Here is a 25,854-nt window from a genome sequence, read left to right on the forward strand (position 1 = left end):
GCCCCTCAGGCTGCCTTATGACGTCCGCGGGCCGGACGCAGGCCCGCCAAAGAGAACGTGGTGTGCACCAGAGAGCCGGCCCGGTCGAGCAGCGACCGTCGAGGCGGGACGTAGTGCATCGGCAGGTCGCGGCGGTCGCTCGGCGGCGCCATGAACGCGGGCGCCTCGACCAGCGGAGCGTCGGCGGGGAGCCGACCCTCTGCACGGCGGTAGGCAGTCAAAGCCCTTGGGTGCAAACGGATTTCGTCCGGAACCGCGACGAACGCGAACTCGACCAGCTTCCCGAACAGGCGCAGCAGGACCTCGTCGCCGGGCGTCCACCGCATGTTCGCCTTCTCGCGCAAGGCTTCGTCGAACAACCCCGCGGCAATCCAGCGTTGCGCGCCGACCATCGGCTTGAAGATCTGGTCCCACACACCGGTGGGCATCAACACGAACCAGGGCTTGGGGATGCGAATGGAGAAGATGTCGAGCGTGGCGCGATTGATCTCGAGTTCCTCGCGGCACTTGCGATCCCAGTACTCGCAGAACTCCTCCCAGCTGTCGGGGACCGGCCGCATGCTCATGCCGTACATCCGGTACCACTGCACGTGCTCGTCGAACAGTTGGCGCTTCTCGGCTTCGGTCAGCCCGCCGCAGAAGTATTCGGCGGTCTTGATGATCAGCATGAAGAAGGTGGCGTGCGCCCAGTAGAACGTCTCGGGGTTGAGCGCGTGGTAGCGCCGGCCTTCGGAGTCGACGCCCGTGATCGTGGTGTGGTAGCTCCTGATCTGCTCGCCGGTCGTCATGGCACGCTCGCCGTCGTAGACCACGCCCATGATCGGGTACACCGAGCGGGCGACGCGCTGCAGCGGCTCGCGCAGCAGGATCGAGTGGTCCTCCACACCCGCGCCCAACTGCGGGTACATGTTCTGGACCGCGCCGATCCAGACGCCGAGCAGGCCGGTGCGTAGATCCCCGAAGTACTTCCACGTCAGCGAGTCCGGACCGAGGGGATAGGGGCAATCGGAACCCGGATCGCCTGCCTCACTGGATGTCGATTCGACCGTCATCGGATCCTCGCTGTCTGGCTTTTGGTGTCCACCGGACGATGACCACGATAATGTTGACAACGTATGTTGTCTACGATCTGGGAGGGTGTGGCGCCGCAGTGTTATCGACGCTCCATCGACCAGCCACAGCGTCGTAACCAGCAACTTCCGTTCGGAACCCGCGCATAGGTGCACAGCGCACGAGGAGTCGGCCGGCGTGGCCGGCCCGGATGTGACTTCGCGACTCGGCGTCCGCGTAGGCTCGCCCTGTGGAAGTCGAGTCGTTCGATGAACGATCCGGCGGCGTCGGCGAAATCGAACAGGGACCGGATCGCGCCCAGCGGTCGGGACGGTCGCTGGCACCGATGGCGTGGCTGAAGGACACCAACCACAGCCCGTCTGTCATCGCGCTTTTGCGCCGCGCGCGACGAGCCCTTCCCGGTGATCCCGAGTTCGGCGACCCCTTGTCGGTGTCCGGCGTCGGCGGTCCCAGCGCGGCGGCCAGGGCCGCCGACCGGATCTTGGAGCGGGATGCCGCGTCGCGTGAGGTGAGCCTCGGCGCGCTGCAGGTGTGGCAGGCCCTCACCGAGCGCGTGTCCGGTAAGCCCGCCAACCGCGAGGCGACGTTGGTCTTCACCGATCTCGTCGGGTTCTCGACGTGGTCGCTGAACGCCGGCGACGAGGCCACGCTGCGGCTACTGCGCCGAGTCTCTCAGGCCGTGGAGCCCCCGCTGCTCGAAGCCGGTGGACACATCGTCAAGCGCATGGGCGACGGGCTGATGGCGGTCTTCTCCGACCCGGCGACGGCGGTGCGCGCCGTGCTCGCCGCGCGCGAGGCGGTGAAGGCCGTCGACGTCGACGGCTACACCCCGCGGATGCGGGTCGGCGTGCACACCGGTCATCCGCAACGGATCGGATCGGACTGGCTGGGCGTCGACGTCAACATCGCGGCACGGGTCATGGAACGCGCCACCCGAGGTGAGCTGGTGGTCTCGCAGGACACCCTCAAGCGCATTCCCGCCGAGGAGTTCGACTCACTCGGCGTGGTCGCCAAACGCCTCCGCAAGCAGGTGTTCGGACCCAAGCAGGACGGTGTGCCCGCCGACTTCGTCATGTACCGACTGAAAACCCGCCGTCAGACGCCAGCGGGCGGCGACGAGTCCGAAGACACCGCAGGGGAATAGCGTTCGAAGCATCGCTATGATCGCCGGGTGGCTGACCAGCCCGTAGACCTGTCCGAAGAAGCGCTGACCAAGGCCGTCAGCGCGGCTCGGCATGCGTTCGAGTTGGCGAACGATCTGGATGCGCTCGCACGGGCGAAGACCGAGCATCTCGGTGACCGGTCGCCGATCGCCTTGGCGCGCCAGTCGCTCGGCGCGCTGGCCAAGGCGGACCGGGCCGATGCGGGCAAGCGGGTGAACGTCGCCCGCGCGGAGGCGCAGCGCGCCTACGACGAGCGGTTGGCGACGCTGCGGGCAGAGCGAGACGCCGCGGTGCTGGTGGCCGAGCGCATCGACGTGACCCTGCCGTCGACGCGCCAACCGATCGGCGCCCGCCACCCGATCACGATCCTCGCCGAGCGCATCGCCGACACGTTCATCGCGATGGGGTGGGAACTGGCCGAAGGTCCGGAGGTCGAGACCGAACAGTTCAACTTCGATGCGCTGAACTTCGCGCCCGACCACCCCGCGCGCAGCGAGCAGGACACGTTCCACATCGCCCCTGAGGGCTCGCGGCAGGTGCTGCGCACGCATACCTCACCGGTGCAGATCCGCACGCTGCTGGAGCGCGAACCGCCGGTGTACATCATCTCGATCGGACGCACGTTCCGGACCGACGAACTCGACGCCACGCACACGCCGGTGTTCCACCAGGTCGAGGGCTTGGCGGTGGACAAAGGTCTGACGATGGCGCACCTGCGCGGCACGCTGGACGCGTTCGCCCGCTCGGAGTTCGGCCCGCAGGGCCGCACCCGGTTCCGGCCGCACTTCTTCCCGTTCACCGAGCCGTCGGCCGAGGTCGACATCTGGTTCGAGAACAAGAAGGGCGGTCCCGGCTGGGTGGAATGGGGCGGCTGCGGCATGGTCCATCCGAACGTGTTGCGCGCCTGCGGAATCGATCCGGACGTGTACTCCGGTTTCGCGTTCGGCATGGGCTTGGAGCGCACGCTTCAGTTCCGCAACGGCATTCCGGACATGCGGGACATGGTCGAAGGCGACGTCCGGTTCTCGTTGCCGTTCGGGGTCGGCGCCTGATGCGGCTGCCGTACAGCTGGCTGCGTGAGGTCGTTCGGGCCGGTGCTCCGGATTGGGACGTGGCGCCCGACGAACTCGAGCAGACGTTGATCCGCATCGGCCACGAGGTCGAGGAGGTCATCCCGGTCGGGCCGATCACCGGTCCGCTGACCGTCGGCCGGGTCGCCGAGATCGAGGAGCTGACCGAGTTCAAGAAGCCGATCCGCGCGGTCAAGGTGGATGTCGGTGAGGCGGAACTGCGCGACATTGTCTGCGGCGCAACCAATTTCGTCGTCGGCGATCTGGTCGTGGTGGCGCTGCCCGGCGCGGTGCTCCCGGGCGACTTCAGGATCGCCAGCCGCAAGACCTACGGCCGGACCTCGGACGGCATGATCTGCTCGACGGCCGAGATGAATTTGGGCACCGACCATTCCGGCATCCTGGTGCTGCCGCCGGGTACCGCCGAACCGGGCACACCGGCCGCCGACCTGCTCGGTCTCGACGACGTCGTGTTCCACCTGGCGATCACACCGGACCGCGGCTACTGCCTGTCGGTGCGCGGCATGGCCCGCGAGATCGCCGCCGCCTACGATCTCGACTTCGTCGACCCCGCCGACGTCGCGCCCCTGCCGGCCGAGGGGGAGGCGCTGCCGCTCGCCGTCGAACCGGGCACCGGCGTGCTGCGCTTCGGGCTGCGACCCGTGACCGGTGTCGATCCGGCCGCGGTGTCGCCGTGGTGGCTGCAACGACGGCTGCTGCTGTCCGGCATCCGGGCCATTTCGCCCGCGGTGGACGTCACCAACTACGTGATGCTCGAACTCGGCCACCCGATGCACGCCCACGACCGCGCGCTTGTCTCGGGCGGCTTCCGGGTGCGGTTCGCCGAAGCGGGGGAGACGGTGGTCACCCTCGACGACGTCGAACGCCGTCTCGACCCCGCCGATGTGCTGATCGTCGACGACTTCGCCACCGCCGCGATCGGCGGCGTGATGGGTGCAGGCACCACCGAGGTGCGGGACAGCACCACCGATGTGTTGCTCGAGGCCGCGGTCTGGGACCCGGCCGCGGTGTCGCGCACCCAACGGCGGCTGCACCTCTACAGCGAGGCGGGTCGGCGATACGAACGCGCCGTCGACCCGGCGATCTCGGTCCCCGCGCTGGACCGCTGCGCGGCGCTGCTGGCCGAAATCGCCGGTGGCACAGTCGAGCCCACATTGACGGACTGGCGCGGCGAGCCGCCGCGGGAAGACTGGTCACTCCCGTCGGTGAGCATGGCGATCGACCTGCCCGACCGTACCGCCGGCGTCGGTTACCCCGCGGGCACCGCCGAACGGCGGCTCACCCAGATCGGCGCACACGTCACTGTCACCAATGGACAACTGGCCGCGACCCCACCGAGTTGGCGGCCCGACCTGCGTCAGCCCGCCGACCTCGTCGAAGAGGTGCTGCGCCTGGAAGACCTGGAGGTCATCCCCTCGGTATTGCCGAAGGCGCCGGCCGGACGCGGCCTGACTCCGCTGCAGAAGCGCCGCCGCGCGATCGGGAAATCGTTGGGACTCAACGGCTATGTGGAGATCCTGCCCACGCCGTTCCTGCCCGTGGGCGTTTTCGACGACTGGAACCTGCCGGCCGACGATCCGCGTAGGGCGACGACCGATGTGCTCAACCCGCTGGAGTCCGACCGGCCGCAACTGGCCACCACGCTTCTACCCGGGCTGTTGGAAGCCCTGAACCGCAACGTGTCTCGCGGTACTCATGACGTGGCGCTGTACGCGATCCAGCAGGTCGTCGAGCCCACGCCGGAGAACCGCGCCGTCGACCGGATCCCGACCGACCGGCGGCCCAGCGACGACGAGATCGCGATGCTCGACGCGTCGCTGCCCAGACAGCCTCAGCACGTCGGGGTCGTGCTGGCGGGGCAGCGTGAGCCCGCCGGACCCTGGGGGCCCGGCCGTCAGGTGGACGCCAGTGATGCCTTCGAGGCGGTTCAGATCATCGCCCGCGCCGCCGGTGTCGATCTGCGCCTGCGGCCGGCGCAGCACCTGCCGTGGCACCCGGGTCGCTGCGCCGAGGTGGTGCTGGGCGAGCCGGAGACCGGGATCATCGTCGGGCACGCCGGTGAAATGCACCCCGCGGTCGTCGAGCGCTCGGGGCTGCCGAAGCGGACCTGCGCCGTCGAACTGGATCTGGACGCCGTTCCGATCGTCGAGAGGCTGCCCGCCCCGTCGGTGTCGCCGTTTCCCGCCGTGTTCCAGGACATCAGCCTCGTCGTCGAGGAGGACGTCGCGGCGGCCAGCGTGGTCGACGCCGTCCGCGCGGGCGCGGGACCGCTGCTCGAGGACGTGCGGTTGTTCGACGTCTATACCGGCCCGCAAATCGGCGAGGGCCGCAAGTCGCTCACGTTCGCGCTGCGGTTCCGTGCCACGGATCGCACGCTCACCGAAGATGAGGCCAGCGCCGCCCGCGAAGCGGCCGTGGAGGCCGCGGCGGACCGGGTCGGCGCCGAGCAGCGCCGATAACCTCTTCCCGCGAGCAGGCGCAAAGTGCCCCTCTTCACGGCCGTGCGGGCGCAGTTTACGTCTGCTCGGCGGGCCTATTCTAATGAACTTGCAATAGGTTGCATAACCATGCAGAATCGCCTGTATGGTTTCAGTGGCGGTGGCCGGCGCCAGCGGGTATGCCGGCGGCGAGATTCTTCGACTCCTGCTCGGCCATCCCGCGTACGCCGACGGGCGGCTGACGATCGGGGCGCTGACCGCCGCGGCGAGCGCGGGCACGCCGCTGGCCGAGCACCATCCGCATCTGTTGCCGCTGGCCGGCCGGGTGTTGGAGGCCACCGACAAGGACGTGTTGAGCGGCCATGACGTGGTCTTCCTGGGACTCCCGCACGGGCATTCGGCGGAGCTGGCCGATCAACTCGGCGCCGACACGCTGATCGTCGACTGCGGCGCCGACTTCCGACTCGCCGACGCCGCGGCGTGGGAGCGGTTCTACGGGTCGGCGCACGCAGGCAGCTGGCCGTACGGTCTGCCGGAGCTGCCGGGCGCCCGCGACCGGTTGCGCGGCGCGAAGCGGGTCGCGGTGCCCGGCTGCTATCCGACCGCGGCGCTGTTGGCGCTGTGGCCGGCGATCGCCGAGGACCTCATCGAGCCCGCCGTGACGGTGGTCTCGGTCAGCGGCGCCTCGGGCGCCGGCCGAGCCGTCAAAGCCGATCTGCTCGGCGCCGAGGTGATCGGCTCGGCGCGGCCCTACAACGTCGGCGGCAGGCACAGGCACACGCCGGAGATCGCGCAGGGGCTGCGTGCGGTGACGGACAAGGACGTGACGGTGTCGTTCACCCCTGTGCTGATCCCGACCTCGCGCGGCATCCTGGCCACCTGCACCGCCCGCACCGCCGCGCCGCTGTCAGAGATTCGTGCCGCCTACGAAAAGGCTTACGACGCCGAGCCTTTCGTTCATCTGCTGCCGGAGGGACAGCTGCCGAAGACCGGTTCGGTGCTCGGAAGCAACGCCGCTCAGCTGGCCGTCGCCGTGGACGAAGACGCGCAGACGTTCATCGGCATCGCCGCAATCGACAACCTGGTCAAGGGCACAGGCGGCGCCGCGGTGCAGTCGATGAACCTGGCGCTCGGCTGGCAGGAGACCGAAGGGCTTTCGATCGTGGGAGTGGCGCCGTGACGGGCTCCGATGTCGCCGGCCATGCTGCGGCGACGGAGAGCAGGCTCATCCGCAGCCAAGGGGTGACCGCGCCCGAGGGCTTCCGCGCGACCGGTATCGCCGCAGGCATCAAGGCGTCCGGGGCGTTGGACCTGGCGCTGGTCTTCAACGAGGGGCCGGACTATGCCGCCGCGGGCGCGTTCACCCGCAACCAGGTCAAGGCGGCGCCAGTGCTGTGGAGTCAGCAGGTGCTCACCACCGGCCGTCTCCGCGCGGTGATCCTGAACTCCGGCGGCGCCAATGCCTGCACCGGCCCCCAGGGCTTCCGGGACACCCATGCCACCGCCGAGGCCGTCGCCGAAGCGCTGAGCGACTGGGGCACCGAGACGGGCGCGATCGAGGTCGCGGTCTGCTCGACGGGGTTGATCGGCGACCGGCTACCGATGGACAAGGTGCTGTCGGGCGTGGAGGAAGTCGTCCACGAACTGGCCGGCGGGCTCACCGGCGGTGAGGAAGCCGCGCGGGCCATCATGACCACCGACACCGTGCCCAAACAGGTTGCGCTGCACCACGCCGGCAACTGGACCGTCGGCGGAATGGCCAAGGGCGCGGGCATGATCGCTCCGTCGCTGGCCACGATGCTGTGTGTCATCACCACCGACGCGGTAGCCGACTCCGTCGCGCTGGACCAGGCGTTGCGCAAGGCGGCCGCGCGCACCTTCGACCGCCTCGACGTCGACGGCAGTTGCTCGACCAACGACTCGGTGCTCCTGCTGGCCTCCGGCGCGAGCGCGATCAAGCCCAGCCAGAGCGAACTCGACGATGCGGTGCTGCGCGTGTGCGATGACCTCTGCCAGCAACTGCAGGCCGACGCCGAGGGCGTGACCAAGCGCATCGTCGTCACGGTGACGGGCGCAGCGTCTGATGACGACGCGCTGCTCGGTGCCCGGCTCGTCGCGCGCGACAGTCTGGTGAAGACCGCGCTGTTCGGTTCCGACCCCAACTGGGGCCGGGTGCTCGCAGCCATCGGCATGGCTCCGTTCACGGTGGATCCGGAGCGGATGACCGTGGCGTTCAACGCGATTCCGGTATGGCAGGACGGCGCCCCGCGAGCGGGCGCGCGTGAAGTCGACCTGTCCGGAGAGGACATCACCGTCACCATCGCCCTCGGGGACGGTTCCGGACAAGCCTCGATCCGCACCACCGACCTGTCGCACGGATACGTCGAAGAGAACTCGGCCTACAGCTCATGAGCGTCGAAACCCCGCTCAAGGCACAGGTTCTGGCAGCAGCGCTGCCGTGGCTCAAGCAGATGCACAACAAGATCGTCGTGATCAAGTACGGCGGCAACGCGATGACCGACGACGTGCTCAAGACCGCGTTCGCCGCCGACATGGTGTTCCTGCGCAATTGCGGCATCCACCCCGTCGTCGTGCACGGTGGGGGACCGCAGATCAGCGCGATGCTCACAAGGCTCGGTATCCAGGGCGACTTCAAGGGCGGGTTCCGCGTGACGACGCCGGAAGTGCTCGATGTCGCGAGGATGGTGCTGTTCGGTCAGGTCGGCCGCGAACTGGTGAACCTGATCAACGCGCACGGGCCCTACGCCGTCGGCGTCACAGGTGAGGACGCTCAGTTGTTCACCGCCGTGCGGCGCGACGTCATGGTCGACGGCGTGGCCACCGATATCGGCCTGGTCGGCGACGTCGAACGCGTCGATCCGACTGCATTGATCGACCTGATCGGGGCGGGCCGCATCCCGGTCGTCTCGACGATCGCCCCCGACAACGACGGCGTCGTGCACAACATCAACGCCGACACGGCTGCCGCCGCGCTGGCCGAGGGGCTCGGCGCGGAAAAGCTGATCATGCTGACCGACGTCGAGGGCCTGTACACCAATTGGCCGGACCGCGACTCGCTGGTCAGCGAAATCGACTCCGCGGCACTGACTCAACTGTTGCCCACGTTGGAAACCGGCATGGTGCCCAAGATGGAAGCCTGCCTGCGGGCCGTCACGGGCGGGGTGCCGAGCGCACACGTGATCGACGGCCGGGTCGAACACTGTGTGCTGGTCGAACTGTTCACCGACGAGGGGACGGGCACGAAAGTGGTGCGTCCGGCGACGAACTCGGACAGGAAAGGACAAGCGTGACTCTCCTGGAGAGATGGCAGGCCGTGATGATGAACAACTACGGCACCCCGCCGCTGGCGTTGGCCAGCGGTGAGGGCGCGGTGGTGACCGACGCCGACGGCAAGTCCTATCTGGACCTGCTCGGCGGCATCGCGGTCAACATCCTCGGTCACCGGCACCCGGCGGTGATCGAGGCGGTCACCCGGCAGCTCAACACGCTCGGACACACGTCCAACCTGTATGCCACCGAACCCGGCATCGCGCTGGCCGAAGCCCTGGTCGGGCTGCTCGGCGCCGAGGGCGCCAGAGTGTTCTTCTGCAATTCGGGCACCGAGGCGAACGAAATCGCCTTCAAGATCACCCGGCTCACCGGCCGCACGAAACTCGTTGCGGCGCAGGGAGCTTTCCACGGCCGCACGATGGGTTCGCTCGCCTTGACCGGACAGCCGTCGAAACAGGAGCCGTTCGCGCCGCTGCCCGGCGAGGTCACCCACGTGCCATACGGCGACATCGACGAACTTGGGCGCGCCGTCGATCAGGGCACCGCCGCGGTGTTCCTCGAACCGATCATGGGCGAGGGCGGTGTCGTGGTCCCGCCCGCCGGCTACCTCGTGGCTGCGCGGGAGATCACCGCGCAGCACGGCGCGCTGCTGGTGCTTGACGAGGTGCAAACCGGAATGGGCCGCACCGGTGCGTTTTTCGCCCATCAGCACGACGGCATCACCCCCGACGTCGTGACCCTGGCCAAGGGGCTGGGCGGCGGACTCCCGATCGGCGCGTGCATCGCGACCGGCACCACCGCCGGCCTGCTGACTCCGGGGCTGCACGGCAGCACCTTCGGTGGCAACCCCGTCTGCACCGCTGCCGCGCTGGCGGTCCTGCGGGTGCTCGCCGACGAGGACCTGATCGGCCGCGCCGAGGTGCTCGGCAAGACTCTGTCGGCAGGCATCGACGCGCTCGGCCATCCGCTGATCGACCATGTCCGCGGCCGCGGGCTGCTGCTCGGTGTCGTGCTGACCGCGGAAGCCGCCAAGGCCGTGGAGGCGGCGGCCCGCGACTCCGGGTTCCTGGTCAACGCCGCAGCGCCGAACGTGATCCGGCTGGCTCCGCCGCTGATCATCACCGAGGCTCAGATCGACAGCTTCCTCACCGCGCTGCCCGCCGTGCTCGACAAGGGCGCCGCATCATGACCGTGAGGCATTTCCTGCGTGACGACGACCTGAGCCCAGACGAGCAGGCCGAGGTGCTCGCGCTCGCGGCCGAACTCAAGGCGCAGCCGTTCAGCCGCCGCCCGCTGGACGGCCCGAGCGGGGTGGCCGTCATCTTCGACAAGAACTCCACCCGCACCCGGTTCTCCTTCGAGATCGGCATCGCCCAACTCGGCGGCCACGCCGTCGTCGTCGACGGTCGCAGCACTCAACTCGGCAGGGATGAGACGTTGGAGGACACCGGGCGGGTGCTCTCGCGTTACGTCAAGGCGGTCGTGTGGCGCACGTTCGCCCAGGACCGCCTTACCGCGATGGCGGCAGGAGCGAGCGTGCCGATCATCAACGCCCTGTCCGACGAGTTCCATCCGTGCCAGGTGCTCGCGGACCTGCAGACGCTCGCCGAGCGCAAGGGCACGCTGGCCGGCCTGCGGATGTCCTACTTCGGCGACGGCGCCAACAACATGGCGCACTCGCTGATGCTGGGCGGCGTGACGGCGGGTGTGCACGTCACGGTCGCGGCACCGCCCGGCTTCCAACCGCATCCAGACTTCGTCGACGCCGCGCAGAAACGCGCTTCGGAAACCGGTGCGACGGTCACAATCACGGCGGACCCGAACGGGGCGGCCGAGGGCGCCGACGTGCTCGTCACCGACACCTGGACGTCGATGGGTCAGGAAAACGACGGCCTGGACCGGGTGGGGCCGTTCCGGCCGTTCCAGGTGAACGACGAGCTGCTGGCCCGCGCCGAGGCCAACGCCGTTGTGCTGCACTGCCTTCCGGCGCACCGTGGTGAAGAGATCACCGATGACGTGATCGACGGCCCGCACAGCGCGGTGTGGGACGAGGCCGAGAACCGGCTGCATGCGCAGAAGGCGTTGCTGGTGTGGCTCTTGGAGCGAACGGGAGTCGAGCAATGACTTCCGCGGCCACCAGAGCCGGCAGGCAGGCTCGCATCGTGGCGATCCTGTCGTCGCAGTCGGTACACAGCCAGACCGAGCTGGCCACCTTGCTGGCCGAGGAGGGCATCGAGGTCACCCAGGCCACGCTGTCGCGGGACCTCGAGGAACTCGGCGCGGTGAAACTTCGCGGTGCCGACGGCGGCGTCGGCGTGTACGTCGTCCCCGAGGACGGCAGCCCGGTACGCGCTGTTTCCGGTGGAACGGAACGGATGTCGCGGCTACTGGCCGAACTGCTGGTGTCGACCGACGCCAGCGGCAACCTGGCGATCCTGCGCACCCCGCCGGGCGCGGCGCACTATCTGGCCAGCGCGATGGACCGCGCGGCACTGCCGTTCGTCGTCGGCACCGTCGCCGGCGATGACACCATCCTGGTGATCGCACGTGAGCCGATGACCGGCGCCGAGCTGGCAACCAAACTCGAGAGCATTCGAACGAAGGAGACTTGCTGATGTCCGAACGCGTCATCCTGGCGTATTCCGGCGGCCTGGACACCTCGGTGGCGATCAGCTGGATCGGCAAGGAGACCGGGCGCGAGGTGGTCGCCGTTGCGATCGACCTCGGGCAGGGCGGCGAAGACATGGAGGTCATCCGGCAGCGGGCGCTCGACTGCGGCGCCGTGGAGGCCGTGGTCGTCGACGCCAAGGACGAGTTCGCCGACGAATACTGCCTGCCCGCAATCCAGTCCAACGCCCTGTACATGGACCGCTATCCGCTGGTCTCGGCGCTGAGCCGACCGCTGATCGTCAAGCACCTGGTGACCGCGGCACGTAAGTACGGCGGCGGTATCGTCGCGCACGGGTGCACCGGCAAGGGTAACGACCAGGTCCGCTTCGAGGTCGGATTCGCTTCGCTGGCACCAGATCTCGAGGTGCTGGCACCGGTGCGCGACTACGCGTGGACGCGGGAGAAGGCGATCGCGTTCGCCGAGGAGAACGCGATCCCGATCAACGTCACCAAGCGTTCACCGTTCTCGATCGACCAGAACGTCTGGGGCCGTGCCGTGGAGACCGGCTTCCTCGAACACCTGTGGAACGCGCCCACCAAGGACGTCTACGACTACACCGAGGACCCGACGCTCAACTGGAGCACCCCCGACGAGGTGATCGTCGGTTTCGAACGCGGCGTTCCGGTTTCGATCGACGGCCGGCCGGTGAGCGTGCTACAGGCTATCGAGGAGCTCAACCGCCGCGCCGGCGAGCAGGGCGTCGGCAGGCTCGACGTCGTCGAGGACCGGTTGGTCGGGATCAAGAGTCGCGAGATCTACGAGGCGCCGGGCGCGATGGTGTTGATCACCGCGCACACCGAACTCGAGCACGTCACGCTCGAGCGTGAACTCGGCCGGTTCAAGCGCCACACCGACCAGAAGTGGGGCGAGTTGGTCTATGACGGGCTGTGGTACTCGCCGCTGAAAACCGCGCTGGAGTCGTTCGTCGCCACGACCCAGGAACACGTGACCGGCGAGATCCGGATGCTGTTGCACGGCGGGCACATCTCGGTCAACGGCCGGCGCAGCCCCGAGTCGCTGTACGACTTCAATCTCGCCACCTATGACGAAGGCGACACGTTCGACCAGACCGCCGCGCGGGGTTTCGTGCAGATCCACGGCCTGTCGTCGAGCATCTCCGCGCGACGGGACCTCTCCACATGAAAGCCCCACCGCGAGTGACCGTGTTTGCCCCTCGACACGCCGGATTCGGACGTACAAACGTGGTCATTCGCGCCGAAGTGAGCGACCTGATATGAGCACCAACGAAGGGTCGCTGTGGGGCGGACGGTTTTCCGGCGGCCCGTCGGACGCGCTCGCAGCGCTGTCCAAGTCGACACACTTCGACTGGGTGCTCGCGCCCTACGACATCCGGGCGTCGAAAGCGCACGCCCAGGTGCTGTTCAACGCCGGCCTGCTGACCGATGAGCAGCGCGACGGCCTGATCGCCGGCCTCGACAGTCTGGCCTCCGATGTCGCCGACGGCAGCTTCGCACCGCTGCCGACCGACGAAGATGTGCACGGCGCGCTGGAACGGGGGCTGATCGACCGGGTCGGCCCGGAACTCGGCGGCCGCCTCAGGGCCGGCCGGTCGCGGAACGACCAGGTGGCCACGCTGTTTCGGATGTGGTTGCGCGACGCGATCAGGCGCGTCGCGGCCGGTGCGCTCGAAGTCGTCGATGCGCTGGCGACACAGGCTGCAGCCCACCCGACCGCGATGATGCCCGGCAAGACGCACCTGCAATCCGCGCAGCCGATATTGCTCGCGCACCACTTGCTCGCGCACGCGCACCCGCTGTTGCGCGACGTCGACCGGCTGGCCGACTTCGACAAGCGAGCGGCGGTGTCGCCCTACGGTTCCGGCGCACTGGCGGGCTCCTCGCTGGGCCTGGACCCCGATGCGATCGCCGCGGACCTGGGCTTCGACACCGCTGCCGACAATTCGGTCGATGCGACGGCATCCCGCGACTTCGCGGCCGAGGCCGCATTCGTCTTCTCGATGATCGCGGTCGACCTGTCCCGTCTCGCGGAGGACATCGTCCTCTGGAGTACAACGGAATTCGGCTACGTCACGCTGGATGACTCCTGGTCGACCGGCAGCTCGATCATGCCGCAGAAGAAGAATCCCGACATCGCCGAGCTGGCTCGCGGCAAGTCCGGTCGCCTGATCGGCAACCTCACCGGGCTGCTGGCCACGCTGAAGGCGCAGCCGCTGGCTTACAACCGGGACCTGCAGGAGGACAAGGAGCCAGTGTTCGACTCCGCCGCCCAGCTGGAGCTGCTGCTGCCGGCAATGGCCGGCTTGGTGGCGACGTTGCGCTTCGACGTCGACCGGATGACCGAACTCGCCCCGCTGGGCTACACATTGGCGACAGACGTCGCCGAGTGGCTGGTTCGCAGGGGAGTGCCGTTTCGCGTCGCGCATGAAGCCGCAGGCGCAGCGGTCCGCGCGGCGGAGGCCCGCGGTATCGGCCTGGAAGACCTCGAGGACGCCGAACTCGCCTCGATCCACCCTGAACTGACACCGCAGGTGCGTGAGGTGCTCACCATCGAAGGCTCGGTGAACTCACGCGACGCCCGCGGCGGCACGGCGCCGATCCAGGTAGCCAAGCAACTCGGCGTCGTCCGCGAGACGGCAGACCGGCTGCGGCTACGTTTGAGCCGATGACCTAGCCGGCAGGGTTGGTGTAGATCCGCCCGGGCCTGATGAGCACCGCGGCGCGACGTTCCTCGGCCATCACCCTGTCGTAGGTGTCCCAATCGTCGTGTGTTCCACCGGCCGCCTTGAAGACATTGCGCAACAAGGTTTTCAGCCCCGCCTCGTCGACGTTCGGATGCGGGTCGTCAGGACCGATGAGCTCGGCCTCACCCTCGACGGTCGCCCACTGCCAACCGGCGCGGGCCACGATCGTGGCGCGCGGGTCGGCGCGCAGATTGTCCAATTTGCGGGAGCCGCCGACGGCGACCGCCCCCACCACCGGATCGCCGGTGACCGGGTGCGGCAGGACTCCGGCGTTGACAACCGACGACTGGATACTGCCGTCGCGACGCAGCGTGCTCAGCACACACAGTCCGTGATCGGCGGCAACCAGGTCGGAAAAGGCGGAGACATCGGCCATGACGGGCTCCTTCCCACCGAGCCAGTCAATCACCCTTCCGCCGCGGCCAGCCAGGCTTCTTCGAGAGAATCCTTGCGTGCCTGCAACTCCTGCAGTTCGGCATTGAGCTCGCCGACGCGGACGTGGTCGGCGGCCGCCTCGGCCATCGCCTCGTGCAACGCTGCGATCCGCGACTCCAGCTTCTCCAACTGACCCTCGATGCGGGCCATCTCCTTGCCGGTGCGCCGCTCCCGCGCCGACGCGGTCTCGCCTTGCGGCGCTTCGGCACGTCCGGAGGCCGACGACGGAGATGCCGCGGCGGCACGGTCTGCCAGGTACTGCTCGATCCCGCCGGGCAACAGGTCGCAGCGGCCGTCGCCGGTCAGTGCATACGTCACATCGGAGACCCGTTCGAGGAAGTAGCGGTCGTGGGTGACGACGATCAGCGTGCCCGGCCAGCCGTCCAGGTAGTCCTCGATGACGGTCAACGTGTCGATGTCCAGATCGTTGGTCGGCTCGTCGAGCAGCAACACGTTCGGCTCGTCGAGCAGCAGCCGCAGGAACTGCAGCCGGCGCCGTTCGCCACCGGACAGCTCCGCCACCCGTGCGGTCAGCTTGTCACCGGTGAATCCGAAATCGCGTAACAGCGTGTCGGCGCTCACCTCCGCGCCGCCCGCCAATTCCGTGATGCGCCTGCGGTTCTCCACGGCGTCGAGTACACGGTCGGAGCCGTCGACTTCGGCCAGCGCCTGGCTGAGATAGCCGATCTTGAGCGTGGCGCCCCGCTTCAGGGTTCCCGCGGTCGGCGCTACCTCACCGGCCAACAACCGCAACACCGTCGTCTTGCCCGTGCCGTTGACCCCGACCAGACCGATGCGTGCGCCGGGCCCGATCGACCAGTCGACCTTGTCGAGGATCACCTTGTCGCCCGCCTGGAGGCGGACGCGGTGGAGGTCGAAAACGTCCTTTCCCAGACGTGTTGTCGCAAAGCGTTGCAACACAAGGGAATCACGCGGAGGCGGTTCGTTGGCGATCAGATCGTTGGCGGCCTGGATCCGAAACTTCGGTTTCGATGTCCGCGCGGGCGGACCGCGGCGCAGCCACGCCAGTTCCTTACGCATCAGATTCTGCCGGCGCGCCTCGGCGCCGGCCGCCAGCCGCATCCGCTCGGCGCGGGCCAGCACGTAGGCCGCATAACCGCCGTCGTACCCGTCGAGGGTGCCGTCGTGCACCTCCCACGTCCGGGTGCACACCGCGTCGAGGAACCAGCGGTCGTGACTCACCACGACGAGCGCCTTGGCTCCGCGTCGATTCAGGTGCTCGGCCAGCCAGCCGATCACCTCGACGTCGAGGTGGTTGGTCGGCTCGTCGAGTACGAGCACGTCGTGCCCGGCGATCAGCACCGCCGACAATGCCACCCGGCGCCGCTCACCGCCGGACAGCCGACCGACCACTGTGTCGAGCGCAACGTCGGCCAACAGGTGGGAAACGACGTCGCGGGTGTCGGGTTCGGCGGCCCAGACGTGGTCGGCCCTGCCGCCGACGATCACGTCGCGCACGGTGGCGTCGGCGGCGAAGTCGTCGCTCTGCCGCAGGTAGCCCACCGACAACCCGGACGTGTGAGTGACCCGGCCGGAATCCGGCGCGCGGGCGAGCGTCAAGATCTGCAGCAGCGTGGTCTTACCGTCGCCGTTGCGCCCGACGACGCCGATCGCGTCGCCGTCGTCGATTCCCAGGCTGACCGCATCGAGAAGCGTCCGCGTGCCGTAGCTCACCGTCGCGCGCTCGACGTTGATCAGATTCGCCATCAGCCGCCGATGATAGGTCGGCCCTCCGAGACCGGGCGCTGTGCCATGATGACGTCGGCAATCGGGGGTAGCGGCGTCGGCTTGAAGGGGAGCGTGCGGTGTGGATCTGTCGGCGATAACCAGGCCGGTCGGGCGGTTGGTGGCCACCGCCCAGAACGGGCTGGAAGTGCTGCGCTACGGCGGCCTGGAAACCGGTGCCGTGCCCTCGCCGTTCCAGATCATCCAGAGCGTCCCGATGTACCGGCTGCGGCGCTACTTCCCGCCCGACAGCAGGCCGGGCGCCAAACCGCCCGGACCACCCGTGCTGATGGTCCATCCGATGATGATGTCGGCCGACATGTGGGACGTCACCCGCGAGGACGGCGCGGTGGGCATCCTGCACAAGGGGGGCATCGACCCGTGGGTCATCGACTTCGGCGCACCCGACAAGGTCGAGGGCGGCATGGAGCGCACGCTCGCCGACCACGTGGTCGCGCTCAGCGAGGCCATCGACACCGTCAAAGAGGTGGCGGGCCGCGACGTCCACCTCGCCGGCTACTCGCAGGGCGGCATGTTCGCCTACCAGGTCGCGGCCTACCGCAGGTCGAAGGACCTCGCGAGCATCATCGCGTTCGGCTCGCCGGTCGACACCCTGGCCGCGCTGCCGATGAACATGCCGGCCAGCATCGCGCCCGCGGCCGCGGACTTCATGGCCGATCACGTGTTCAGCCGGATCGACATCCCGGGGTGGCTCGCGCGCACCGGCTTTCAGATGCTCGACCCGATCAAGACCGCGCAGTCGCGCATCGACTTCCTGCGCCAGCTGCACGACCGCGAGGCGTTGCTGCCGCGGGAGCAGCAGCGTCGCTTCCTGGCCTCCGAAGGCTGGATCGCGTGGTCCGGTCCCGCAATCGCAGAACTGCTCAAACAATTCATCGCGCACAACCGGATGATGAGCGGCGGCTTCTCCATTCACGGTGACCTGGTCACGCTCTCCGACATCGACTGCCCCGTGCTGGCGGTGATCGGCGAGGTCGACGACATCGGCCAGCCCGCCTCGGTGCGCGGCATCAAACGCGCCGCCCCCAGGGCCGATGTTTACGAATACCTCATCCGCTCAGGACATTTCGGGCTCGTCGTCGGGTCGAAGGCGGCCAGCCAGACATGGCCGACCGTCGCGCAGTGGGTCAAGTGGCTCGACGGCGCCGGCGACCAGCCCGAGGGCGTCAACCCGATGGCCCTGCAGCAGGCCGAACCCAACGAGACGGGTGTGTCGTTCAGCTCGCGGGTCGCGCACAGCACCGCTGCTGCCACCGAGATGGCATGGAGCCTCGCCCGTTCGGCGGCCGATGCGGTCGTGACCGCCAACAAGTCCGCCCGGGCGTTGGCCGTCGAGACGGCCCGGACACTGCCGCGTCTGGCCCGGCTCGGCCAGATCAACGAGCACACCCGCATCTCGTTCGGCCGGATCCTGTCAGAGCAGGCCCGTGACCTTCCTGGCGGCGACTGCCTGCTGTTCGACGGCCGAGTCCACACCTACGAAGCCGTGGACCGTCGCATCAACAACGTCGTCCGCGGTCTCATCGATGTCGGGGTGCGCCAGGGGGCGCACGTCGGGGTGCTGATGGAAACCCGCCCCAGCGCGCTGGTGGCGATCGCGGCGCTGTCGCGGCTCGGTGCGGTCGCGGTGCTGATGCCGCCCGACGTCGACCTGCCCACAGCTGCGCGACTCGGTTCGGTGTCGGACGTCATCGCCGACCCGAGCAACCTCGACGCCGCCCGGCAACTCGATATGCGCGTGCTGGTGCTCGGCGGTGGTGAGTCCCGCGACCTGGACGTCCCCGGGGACGCCGATGTCATCGACATGGAGAAGATCGACCCCGATGCGGTCGATCTGCCCGGCTGGTACCGACCGAATCCGGGCCTCGCCCGAGACCTTGCGTTCGTCGGCTTCAGTTCGATCGGCGGAGAACTGGTCGCCAGGCAGATCACCAACGCCCGCTGGGCCATCTCGGCGTTCGGCACCGCATCGGCGGCCAACCTCAGTCGCAGCGACACCGTCTACTGCCTGACATCGCTGCACCATCAGTCCGGGTTGCTGGTCGCGCTGGGCGGTGCCGCCGTCGGTGGCTCGCGGATCGCGCTGTCGCGCGGGTTGCAGCCCGACCGGTTCGTCAAGGAGATCCGCCAGTACGGCGTCACGGTGGTGACCTATACGTGGGCGATGCTGCGCGAGGTCATCGATGACCCGTCTTTCTCCCTGCACGGCAGCCACCCGGTGCGGCTGTTCATCGGTTCGGGTATGCCGACGGGGCTGTGGAAGCGCGTGGTCGACATCTTCAAGCCCGCGCACGTCGTCGAGTTCTTCGCGACCACCGACGGACAAGCTGTGCTCGCCAACGTGTCCGGTGCGAAGATCGGCAGCAAGGGCCGTCCGCTCCCGGGGGGACGGGACCTCGAGCTGGCCGCCTACGACCCCGAAGAAGACCTGATCCTGGAGGACGAGCGCGGGTTCGTACGCCGGGCCGAGGCCAACGAGGTCGGCGTGCTGATCGCCCGCCCGCGGGGACCGGTCGATCCGACTGCGCCGGTGAAACGGGGGGTCTTTGCGCCCGCGGACACCTGGGTGTCGACGGAATACCTCTTCCGCCGCGACGCCGACGGCGACTACTGGCTCGTCGACAACCGCGGCGCGGTCATCCACACCGAACGCGGATGCGTGTTCGCATCGACGGTCAACGACGCCGTCGGATGCCTCGGCGCGGTCGACCTCGCCGTCACCTACGGGGTGCAGACCAAGGACCGCCAGCTCGCCGTCACCGCGCTGGCCCTGTGCCCGGGCGGCAGCATTCCGTCCGCGGACCTGTCGGAGGCGATGGCCGAGCTGCCGGTTGGCGACCCGCCCGACATCGTCCATGTGGTGCCGAAGATGGCGTTCAGCGCGTCGTACCGACCGCTGGTCAGCCCGCTGCGCGCGGAAGGTGTTCCGAAACCGTCGCGTAACGCCTGGTATCTGGACCCCGATACGAATCGGTACAAGCGGTTGACCGTCGCGGTGCGCGCCGAGCTCGCCGACGGCCAATAGCACGACCTGCCGCGGGTGCCGGGCGCTGTTAGGCTCCCGCTGGCGGCAGGTCGCCGGACCGGGCGGCCGCGCCACCGAGCTGGAGGTTTGATGACATCGCGAACCGGTACGCATCGCGACGTCGGGCGTCGCCTCGTCCTGGGCACGCTCGCCGGTGGCGTGCTGGTCGCCGGCCTGCTGACCGGTGTCGCACTGCCCACCGCGGTAGCGCAGCCCGCGGAGCCGACGGTCGAAACCGAGGCCCCCGAGCCCCAAGCCGAGGGGCCGCCGACGCCCTGCACCGGCGAGGACTGCAACAAAGACGACGAGGCCGCGCCCAAGGTGAACGCCGACCAGGTGCTTTCCCTCATTCACGAGGAGTACCGGCAGGGTGACGGCGGCGGTCAGATCTCCAAGCTGATCGACGACGCGGTGAAGCTGCGCCAGCAGGGTTACCGCCCGTCGAACGCGAACGCAGCGGCGCTGGCGGACGCGCTCGAACATCGGCCGAACCAGACGCCGCTCGTCGAAGCGCTCAAGGAGACCATCGCCTATCAGCGCAAGCTGCAGGCGCGGGCCGCCCAGGCCGTGGTGGACAACGGACCCGTCGCCGGCCCGGTGCCCGTCATTCCCGGCATGACCGCCCCGGCCGGCTGATCCGCCGTGGCGTTCGACGCGAAACTTCTCGAAATCCTGGTCTGCCCGCAGGACCGCGGACCGCTGCTGCTCGTCGACCCCGATCAGCCGGAATACCTTTACAACCCACGGCTACGCCGGGCATACCGCATCGACAACGGCATCCCGGTGCTGTTGATCGACGAGGCCGTCGCCGTCACCGACGAGGCCGAGCACCAGCGGATGGTAAACCGCGCGTCAGGGGAAGCCGGGTAGCTCTCCGGTGAGGTATCGCTGGAGGTTCGGCGCGATGGTCTCCGCGATCTGCTCCACCGGCAGTGATCTGAACGGGTCGAGTTCGAGGATGTAGCGGGCCATCACCACGCCCACCAATTGCGAGGCGACGAATTGCACGCGGATCGGCCCACTACCGGGCGGGTCGTCGACACGCGAGCCGACCTCTTTGGCGATCACCTCCTGCAGGAATGTCCGGAACAAAGACGATTCGTTGCCCGCGAGCATCGACCGCAGCGTCGCGATGAAACCCTTGCCCATTTCGGAATCCCACAGCGGCAACAGAAGTGACGGCAGTACGCGGCCGATCTCCTCCACCGGAACCTGCCGCAGCGGGCCGATGACCTGCATCGGGTCGATCGGGATGTGGATCGCCGCGGCGAACAACTGGGTTTTCGTCCCGAAGTAGTGGTGTACCAACGCGGGATCGACCTCCGCCGCTGCGGCGATCGCGCGAATCGAGGTCTTGTCGATTCCGTTGCGGGCGAACAACTCCCGCGCGCTCGACAGAATGCGCTCCCGGGTGTCCGACGGTCCGGGCGGCCGGCCGGGGCGTTTGCGCTCAGCGTTGGTGGTCAACGTCGTCACGGTGTCCTTCGTCGTAGCGTGGCCGCCGCAAGGCACAGCGCCAGAATCGCGAAGCCGATCACGACCGCCATGTCTCGCACCGCGATGAATGTCGGCTCCGAATAGGCGCCGACCTGTCGCAGCGCCTCCAGAGCGTAGCTTGCGGGCAGCACGTTGCTGATCCACTGCAGCCAGTCCGGCAGCACGTCGCGCGGAACGATGATTCCGCACAGCAGAAGCTGCGGGACGATCACCACGGGCATGAACTGCACGGCCTGAAACTCGGTGCGTGCGAACGCGCTACACAGCAGACCCAGACCGACCCCGAGTACGGCGTTGATGATCGCGATCGTGAACACCCACACCGGGCTGCCTTCGGTACTGAAACCGAGGAAGGCATACGAGACGATGCACGCGAGCGTCGCCTGCGCGGCAGCGGCAATCGAGAACGCGGTGCCGTACGCGGCGAGCAGGTCGGTACGGCGCAGGGGAGTGGTCAGGATCCGCTCCAACGTGCCCGAAACCCGTTCGCGCTGCATGGTGATCGACGTGATCAGAAACATCACCACGAGCGGAAACACGCCGAGCATGATCAAGCAGGCGTTGTTGAACGGAGACGGTGTTCCGGGCGGGTGCGGAGCATCCTGGAACATGAAATAGAGCAACGTGATGATCAGGCTGGGCACCACGAGGATCATCGCGACGCTGCGGTGATCGGCCGCCAGTTGACGCAGGATGCGGCCGGTGGTGGCGAGATATGCCTGCGGACTCAACCTGCTTCGGCTGCGGCGGCCGCGGTGCTGTGCCTGATGACGGACAGAAACGCTTCCTCCAGTGACTGACATTCCGTGTCCTCTCGTAGCTTCGTCGGTGTGGTGTGGGTGAGCAGGCGACCTTCGCGCATCAGCAACAACTCACCGCAGTGATCGGCCTCGTCCATCACGTGGCTGGACACCAGCAGCGTCGTCCCATGACTCGCCAAGCGGTGGAACTGCTCCCACAGGTCCACCCGCAATACCGGGTCCAGTCCGACTGTCGGTTCATCGAGGACGAGCAGATCCGGGTGCGAGACGAGGGCGCACGCCAACGAGGCGCGCGTCTTCTGGCCGCCGGATAGGTTGGCGCACACCGCGGTTCGATGGTCGTCGAGCCCGACGGCGGCGACGGCCTCATCGGTGGCCTCGGCGTCGGTCCCGTACAGCGAGGCGAAGTATCGGACGTTGTCGATCACTCGTAGGTCGTCGTAGACCGTCGGATCCTGCGTGACATAGCCAACCCGGTGCCGCAGGTCCGCCGACCCGGCGGGCTTGCCCAGCACCGTCACCGAACCACTGGTGATGATCTGCGTGCCGACGATGCTGCGCATCAGCGTGGTCTTGCCACATCCCGAAGGACCGAGCAGGCCGGTGATGGTGCCCTGCGCGATCCGCACAGTGATGTCGTCGAGGGCCAGGCGCTTACCGCGGACGACCCGCAGATGTGAGATGTCGACGGCCGGCGCGGACGGCGACCCGGGGAATTCATCATGCGATGAAGTCATCATGTGATGAATACTGCGCCCGCTCGTGAGGCCTGTCAAGGGCACCGGCAGAATCGCTTCGGTGAGCGCCGAGTTGCTGTCCACGGATCCACTGACGGCGGCGCGGCGGCTTCTCGGCGCGATGCTGTCCGGGCGCGGGGTGAGCGCGATGATCGTCGAGGTCGAGGCGTACGGCGGGCCTCCCGATGGCCCGTGGCCGGACGCGGCGGCCCATTCCTTTCGCGGGCCGGGACCGCGTAACTCCGTGATGTTCGGACCGGCCGGGCGCCTCTACACCTACCGCAGTCACGGAATCCATGTGTGCGCCAACATCGTGTGCGCCACCGACGGCGTCGCGGGGGCCGTGCTGCTCAGGGCCGCGGCGATTGAAGCGGGCCTGGACGCGGCGCTCGCGCGGCGCGGGGAGCTGGTTCGACCGGTTGCCCTGGCGAGGGGACCGGGCAACTTGTGCTCGGCTCTGGGAATCACGATGGAGGACAACGGGACTGACGTGTTCGCCAAGAAGAGCCCGATCAGGCTGACGCTCGGCGAGCAGCACGCCGCCGCGGAGGGTCCGCGGGTCGGTGTGAGCAAGGCCGCCGATCGGCCCTGGCGGCTGTGGCTCGCCGGGCGTCCGGAGGTGTCGCTGTACCGGCGCAGTCCACGTGCTCCGATGCCGGGTGCGAGCGACTAAGGGCCGGTCGTCATGCAGCAATGCGCGGATGGGCGGCGGTGAAAAGCGCGACAGTCCCGACCATCGTCGTCGTGAACTTCTCGAAGTAGGCGTCGAGGGCCTTTTGCAGGCCGGCGAGGTCGTCTGTGTCGTTATGGAAGGTGCCCGATGCGTTGAATCGGTTCATCGTTCGCCGACCCAACAGGTTGTGGCGAACGCCTACACCCAGGATCGTGGAGCCGAAGAACACGCCATCGGGCGCGAGAGCGTTGGCGACATTTTCGATCGCCAAGGATTTGCCTTCCCAGTCACCCGGAATGCAATGGAGCACATAGTTGGCGGCGATGGAGTCGAACTTCTCGTGCGTGGGGATCGGAGAAAAGATATCCGAATGCAGCAGCCTCGGCGACAGCTTGCGCAGGCGCTTGCCCGCCGTCGCGAGGCTATCCGGGCTCAGATCGAGCAGTGTGAGCTTGGGGTCGCGGCAGGGAAACGTGGTGTGCTGCAGGTACCACCCCGTGCCCGGCCCGATGTCGAGGTGGTTGCAGCGGATGTGCGAGTCGTAATGCTCCAGGAGTCGGCGCCGGGGGCAACGCCACAGCCATCGGTTGTTGAACCTCAAAACGTAGACGTTGTAGATGAAGAGCCCCCGCGCGTTGTAGAACGCCGCTCCTTTGCGAATCTCCAATGGATCCGGCGCTGTCATACGGTGCTCGACTCTCCCTCTCGACTCTCCCTCTCGGCGGCGTTCGCGCTGCGCCATGCTATCGACCGAATGTGCGGATCAGGACGCGGCGCGCTTACCGCGGCGGCCGCTTCTCGTGGTCACCGCCTGCGGGCGAACCGGCTGCGGCCGATCCGTCGCGGTACGAGAAGATCGACACCGTGACGTCTAAGGGCACCCCGGACATTCTCGACGAGCTGCGGTGGCGCGGTTTGGTCGCGCAGTCCACCGACGAGGACGCGCTGGCGGCGGCATTGGCCACCGGACCTGTGACCCTGTATTCGGGTTTCGACCCGACCGCTCCCAGCCTGCACGCGGGCCATCTCATCCCGCTGTTGACGCTGCGCCGCTTTCAGCAGGCCGGGCATCGACCGATTGTGCTCGCCGGCGGCGCCACCGGCATGATCGGCGACCCCCGCGATACCGGCGAACGCACGCTGAACACCGCGGACACCGTGGCGGACTGGGCCAACCGGATTCGCGGTCAACTCGAGCGTTTTGTCGAGTTCGACGGCTCCGCGACGGGCGCGGTGGTGGAGAACAACCTGTCCTGGACGGGGCCGCTGTCGGCGATCGAGTTCCTGCGCGACGTCGGAAAGCACTTCTCGGTCAACGTGATGCTCGACCGCGACACGGTCCGGCGCCGGCTCGAGGGCGAGGGCATCTCCTACACCGAGTTCAGCTACATGCTGCTGCAGGCCAACGACTATGTGGAATTGCACCGGCGCCATGACTGCACCTTGCAGGTCGGCGGCTCCGATCAGTGGGGCAACATCATCGCCGGCGTGAGGTTGGTCCGCCAGAAGGACGGAGCGACGGTGCACGCCCTGACGACTCCGTTGGTAACCGACTCCGAAGGCAAGAAGTTCGGCAAGTCGACCGGCGGCGGGAGCCTATGGCTGGACCCCGAGATGACCAGCCCGTACGCCTGGTACCAGTACTTCATCAACACCGCGGACGCCGACGTCATCCGTTATCTACGCTGGTTCACTTTCTTGACCCCCGCCGAGCTCGCCGAGCTCGAGGAGGCGACGACGGAGCGAGCGCACGAGCGCGCCGCGCAGCGTCGACTGGCCCGCGAACTCACCACGCTGGTACACGGCGAGGCGGCGACGCGCTCGGTCGAGCACGCCAGCCAGGCCCTCTTCGGTCGCGGTGAGCTCGCTGAACTCGACGAACCCACGCTGGGCGCCGCCCTGCGAGAGGCCGCGGTCGCCCAGCTCGAGCCAGGGCAGCCGGACTCGATCACCGACCTCCTGGTGGTCAGTGGGCTCTCCGCGAGCAAAGGGGCGGCCAGGCGGACGATCGCCGAGGGCGGCGTCTACGTCAACAACGCCAGGGTCGACAGCGAGGAGTGGGTTCCGCAGCCCGCCGATTTTCTCCACGGCCGCTGGCTCGTGCTGCGCCGCGGTAAGCGCAACATCGCGGGCATCGAACGGGTCGCGTGAATTCTCAACCGAGACGGGAACAACGAAGAGGGCCGGGGCGTTAGACCCTCTGGTTGGAGTCAACGCACCTTGGTGCGCGTGACAGGTGTCGAGTTGAAATACCCGTCCTATCAGGCCATTTGACTCCTAGTTTTCCCTCACGTACCTTGTTGATTCGTCGCTGCGACACGGGCCAAGCCCGAAGAGCGCGGCGGTTCCCAGAGGGAAATCCCACTTCGGTGGGTTCCTGAGCGTCCGCACTACGAGTACGCGGCTTCAAAGCCGCGGGCTAGTCGCGCGGCCGTGCGGGTGTGTTGTTTGAGAACTCAATAGTGTGTTTGGTGGTTTTTGTTTGTTGTTGTTTTTTGCCTGCCTCTTTTTC

The 25,854-nt window shown here is 68.0% G+C and carries 23 protein-coding genes; 16 read left to right on the top strand and 7 right to left on the bottom strand.

The features are described 5' to 3' along the window. Positions 1–5: 5 nt before the first annotated feature. Entirely contained in the window at positions 6–1,052 is a 1,047-nt protein-coding gene (locus AU187_RS09155; protein ID WP_059099350.1) for an oxygenase MpaB family protein, read from the bottom strand. A 248-nt stretch (positions 1,053–1,300) separates the two neighbouring features. On the opposite strand from AU187_RS09155, the gene AU187_RS09160 reads away from it, so the two are divergent. The 11 genes from AU187_RS09160 (at position 1,301) to argH (ending at position 14,372) form a co-directional block, all read left to right on the top strand. After that, positions 1,301–2,215 carry an adenylate/guanylate cyclase domain-containing protein gene (locus tag AU187_RS09160; protein ID WP_059099349.1) on the top strand — a complete coding sequence of 305 codons (915 nt, stop codon included), beginning with the start codon at positions 1,301–1,303 and terminating at the stop codon, positions 2,213–2,215. A gap of 27 nt (positions 2,216–2,242) precedes the next feature. Then, on the top strand, positions 2,243–3,286 hold the full coding sequence (gene pheS, locus AU187_RS09165) for a phenylalanine--tRNA ligase subunit alpha (protein ID WP_059099348.1): 1,044 nt from the start codon (positions 2,243–2,245) through the stop codon (positions 3,284–3,286). After that, positions 3,286–5,784, top strand: coding sequence for a phenylalanine--tRNA ligase subunit beta (gene pheT, locus AU187_RS09170; RefSeq protein WP_059099347.1), 2,499 nt, complete (start codon positions 3,286–3,288; stop codon positions 5,782–5,784). Before pheS ends, pheT begins: the two co-directional genes overlap by 1 nt. A gap of 124 nt (positions 5,785–5,908) precedes the next feature. Next, a complete protein-coding gene (argC, locus tag AU187_RS09175) occupies positions 5,909–6,943 on the top strand; it encodes an N-acetyl-gamma-glutamyl-phosphate reductase (protein WP_059099346.1) in 1,035 nt (344 codons plus the stop codon). Next, positions 6,940–8,175 (top strand): bifunctional glutamate N-acetyltransferase/amino-acid acetyltransferase ArgJ, encoded by a 1,236-nt coding sequence (gene argJ, locus AU187_RS09180; RefSeq protein ID WP_059166655.1) that lies wholly within the window; start codon positions 6,940–6,942, stop codon positions 8,173–8,175. The genes argC and argJ overlap by 4 nt, the downstream gene beginning before the upstream one ends. Then, positions 8,172–9,074 carry an acetylglutamate kinase gene (gene argB, locus AU187_RS09185; protein ID WP_059099344.1) on the top strand — a complete coding sequence of 301 codons (903 nt, stop codon included), beginning with the start codon at positions 8,172–8,174 and terminating at the stop codon, positions 9,072–9,074. The genes argJ and argB overlap by 4 nt, the downstream gene beginning before the upstream one ends. A gap of 26 nt (positions 9,075–9,100) precedes the next feature. Further along, the gene (locus AU187_RS09190; protein ID WP_059099392.1) at positions 9,101–10,243 is read left to right on the top strand and encodes an acetylornithine transaminase; all 1,143 of its coding nucleotides are present in this window, start codon (positions 9,101–9,103) and stop codon (positions 10,241–10,243) included. Next, entirely contained in the window at positions 10,240–11,178 is a 939-nt protein-coding gene (gene argF, locus AU187_RS09195; protein WP_059099343.1) for an ornithine carbamoyltransferase, read from the top strand. Before AU187_RS09190 ends, argF begins: the two co-directional genes overlap by 4 nt. Beyond that, positions 11,175–11,669 (top strand): arginine repressor, encoded by a 495-nt coding sequence (locus AU187_RS09200; RefSeq protein WP_059099342.1) that lies wholly within the window; start codon positions 11,175–11,177, stop codon positions 11,667–11,669. Before argF ends, AU187_RS09200 begins: the two co-directional genes overlap by 4 nt. Continuing rightward, positions 11,669–12,868, top strand: coding sequence for an argininosuccinate synthase (locus AU187_RS09205; protein WP_059099341.1), 1,200 nt, complete (start codon positions 11,669–11,671; stop codon positions 12,866–12,868). The genes AU187_RS09200 and AU187_RS09205 overlap by 1 nt, the downstream gene beginning before the upstream one ends. A gap of 91 nt (positions 12,869–12,959) precedes the next feature. After that, positions 12,960–14,372 carry an argininosuccinate lyase gene (gene argH / locus AU187_RS09210; RefSeq protein ID WP_059099340.1) on the top strand — a complete coding sequence of 471 codons (1,413 nt, stop codon included), beginning with the start codon at positions 12,960–12,962 and terminating at the stop codon, positions 14,370–14,372. A gap of 1 nt (position 14,373) precedes the next feature. Here the strand turns inward: argH and AU187_RS09215 are convergent, their stop codons facing one another. Both AU187_RS09215 and AU187_RS09220 read right to left on the bottom strand, forming a co-directional pair. Further along, positions 14,374–14,823 carry a TIGR03618 family F420-dependent PPOX class oxidoreductase gene (locus AU187_RS09215; protein WP_059099391.1) on the bottom strand — a complete coding sequence of 150 codons (450 nt, stop codon included), beginning with the start codon at positions 14,821–14,823 and terminating at the stop codon, positions 14,374–14,376. Between the two features lie 29 nt (positions 14,824–14,852). Next, a complete protein-coding gene (locus AU187_RS09220; protein ID WP_059099339.1) occupies positions 14,853–16,610 on the bottom strand; it encodes an ABC-F family ATP-binding cassette domain-containing protein in 1,758 nt (585 codons plus the stop codon). A gap of 100 nt (positions 16,611–16,710) precedes the next feature. Between AU187_RS09220 and AU187_RS09225 the strand changes: the two genes are divergently transcribed. The 3 genes from AU187_RS09225 (at position 16,711) to AU187_RS09235 (ending at position 20,544) form a co-directional block, all read left to right on the top strand. Then, a complete protein-coding gene (locus AU187_RS09225) occupies positions 16,711–19,674 on the top strand; it encodes an acyl-CoA synthetase (protein ID WP_059099338.1) in 2,964 nt (987 codons plus the stop codon). A 90-nt stretch (positions 19,675–19,764) separates the two neighbouring features. Continuing rightward, positions 19,765–20,310 carry a hypothetical protein gene (locus tag AU187_RS09230; protein ID WP_156425380.1) on the top strand — a complete coding sequence of 182 codons (546 nt, stop codon included), beginning with the start codon at positions 19,765–19,767 and terminating at the stop codon, positions 20,308–20,310. A gap of 6 nt (positions 20,311–20,316) precedes the next feature. After that, a complete protein-coding gene (locus AU187_RS09235) occupies positions 20,317–20,544 on the top strand; it encodes a Trm112 family protein (RefSeq protein WP_059099337.1) in 228 nt (75 codons plus the stop codon). Here the strand turns inward: AU187_RS09235 and AU187_RS09240 are convergent. The 3 genes from AU187_RS09240 to AU187_RS09250 are packed head-to-tail and all read right to left on the bottom strand — an operon-like array spanning position 20,527 to position 22,672. After that, on the bottom strand, positions 20,527–21,141 hold the full coding sequence (locus AU187_RS09240; RefSeq protein WP_059099389.1) for a TetR/AcrR family transcriptional regulator: 615 nt from the start codon (positions 21,139–21,141) through the stop codon (positions 20,527–20,529). The genes AU187_RS09235 and AU187_RS09240 overlap by 18 nt on opposite strands. 5 nt (positions 21,142–21,146) lie before the next feature. After that, positions 21,147–21,974, bottom strand: coding sequence for an ABC transporter permease (locus AU187_RS09245; protein WP_082683724.1), 828 nt, complete (start codon positions 21,972–21,974; stop codon positions 21,147–21,149). Then, a complete protein-coding gene (locus AU187_RS09250; RefSeq protein ID WP_059099336.1) occupies positions 21,899–22,672 on the bottom strand; it encodes an ABC transporter ATP-binding protein in 774 nt (257 codons plus the stop codon). The genes AU187_RS09245 and AU187_RS09250 overlap by 76 nt, the downstream gene beginning before the upstream one ends. Positions 22,673–22,730: 58 nt before the next feature. On the opposite strand from AU187_RS09250, the gene AU187_RS09255 reads away from it, so the two are divergent. Then, the gene (locus tag AU187_RS09255) at positions 22,731–23,342 is read left to right on the top strand and encodes a DNA-3-methyladenine glycosylase (RefSeq protein WP_059099335.1); all 612 of its coding nucleotides are present in this window, start codon (positions 22,731–22,733) and stop codon (positions 23,340–23,342) included. 10 nt (positions 23,343–23,352) lie between these two features. Here the strand turns inward: AU187_RS09255 and AU187_RS09260 are convergent, their stop codons facing one another. Further along, complete coding sequence (locus AU187_RS09260) at positions 23,353–24,084, bottom strand: class I SAM-dependent methyltransferase (RefSeq protein ID WP_082683725.1); 732 nt, start codon at positions 24,082–24,084, stop codon at positions 23,353–23,355. A gap of 146 nt (positions 24,085–24,230) precedes the next feature. Between AU187_RS09260 and tyrS the strand changes: the two genes are divergently transcribed. Next, on the top strand, positions 24,231–25,493 hold the full coding sequence (gene tyrS, locus AU187_RS09265) for a tyrosine--tRNA ligase (protein ID WP_172800203.1): 1,263 nt from the start codon (positions 24,231–24,233) through the stop codon (positions 25,491–25,493). The last annotated feature ends 361 nt before the right edge of the window (positions 25,494–25,854 follow it).

This window comes from Mycobacterium sp. IS-1556 (assembly GCF_001499985.1).
Taxonomy (GTDB): Bacteria; Actinomycetota; Actinomycetes; order Mycobacteriales; family Mycobacteriaceae; genus Mycobacterium.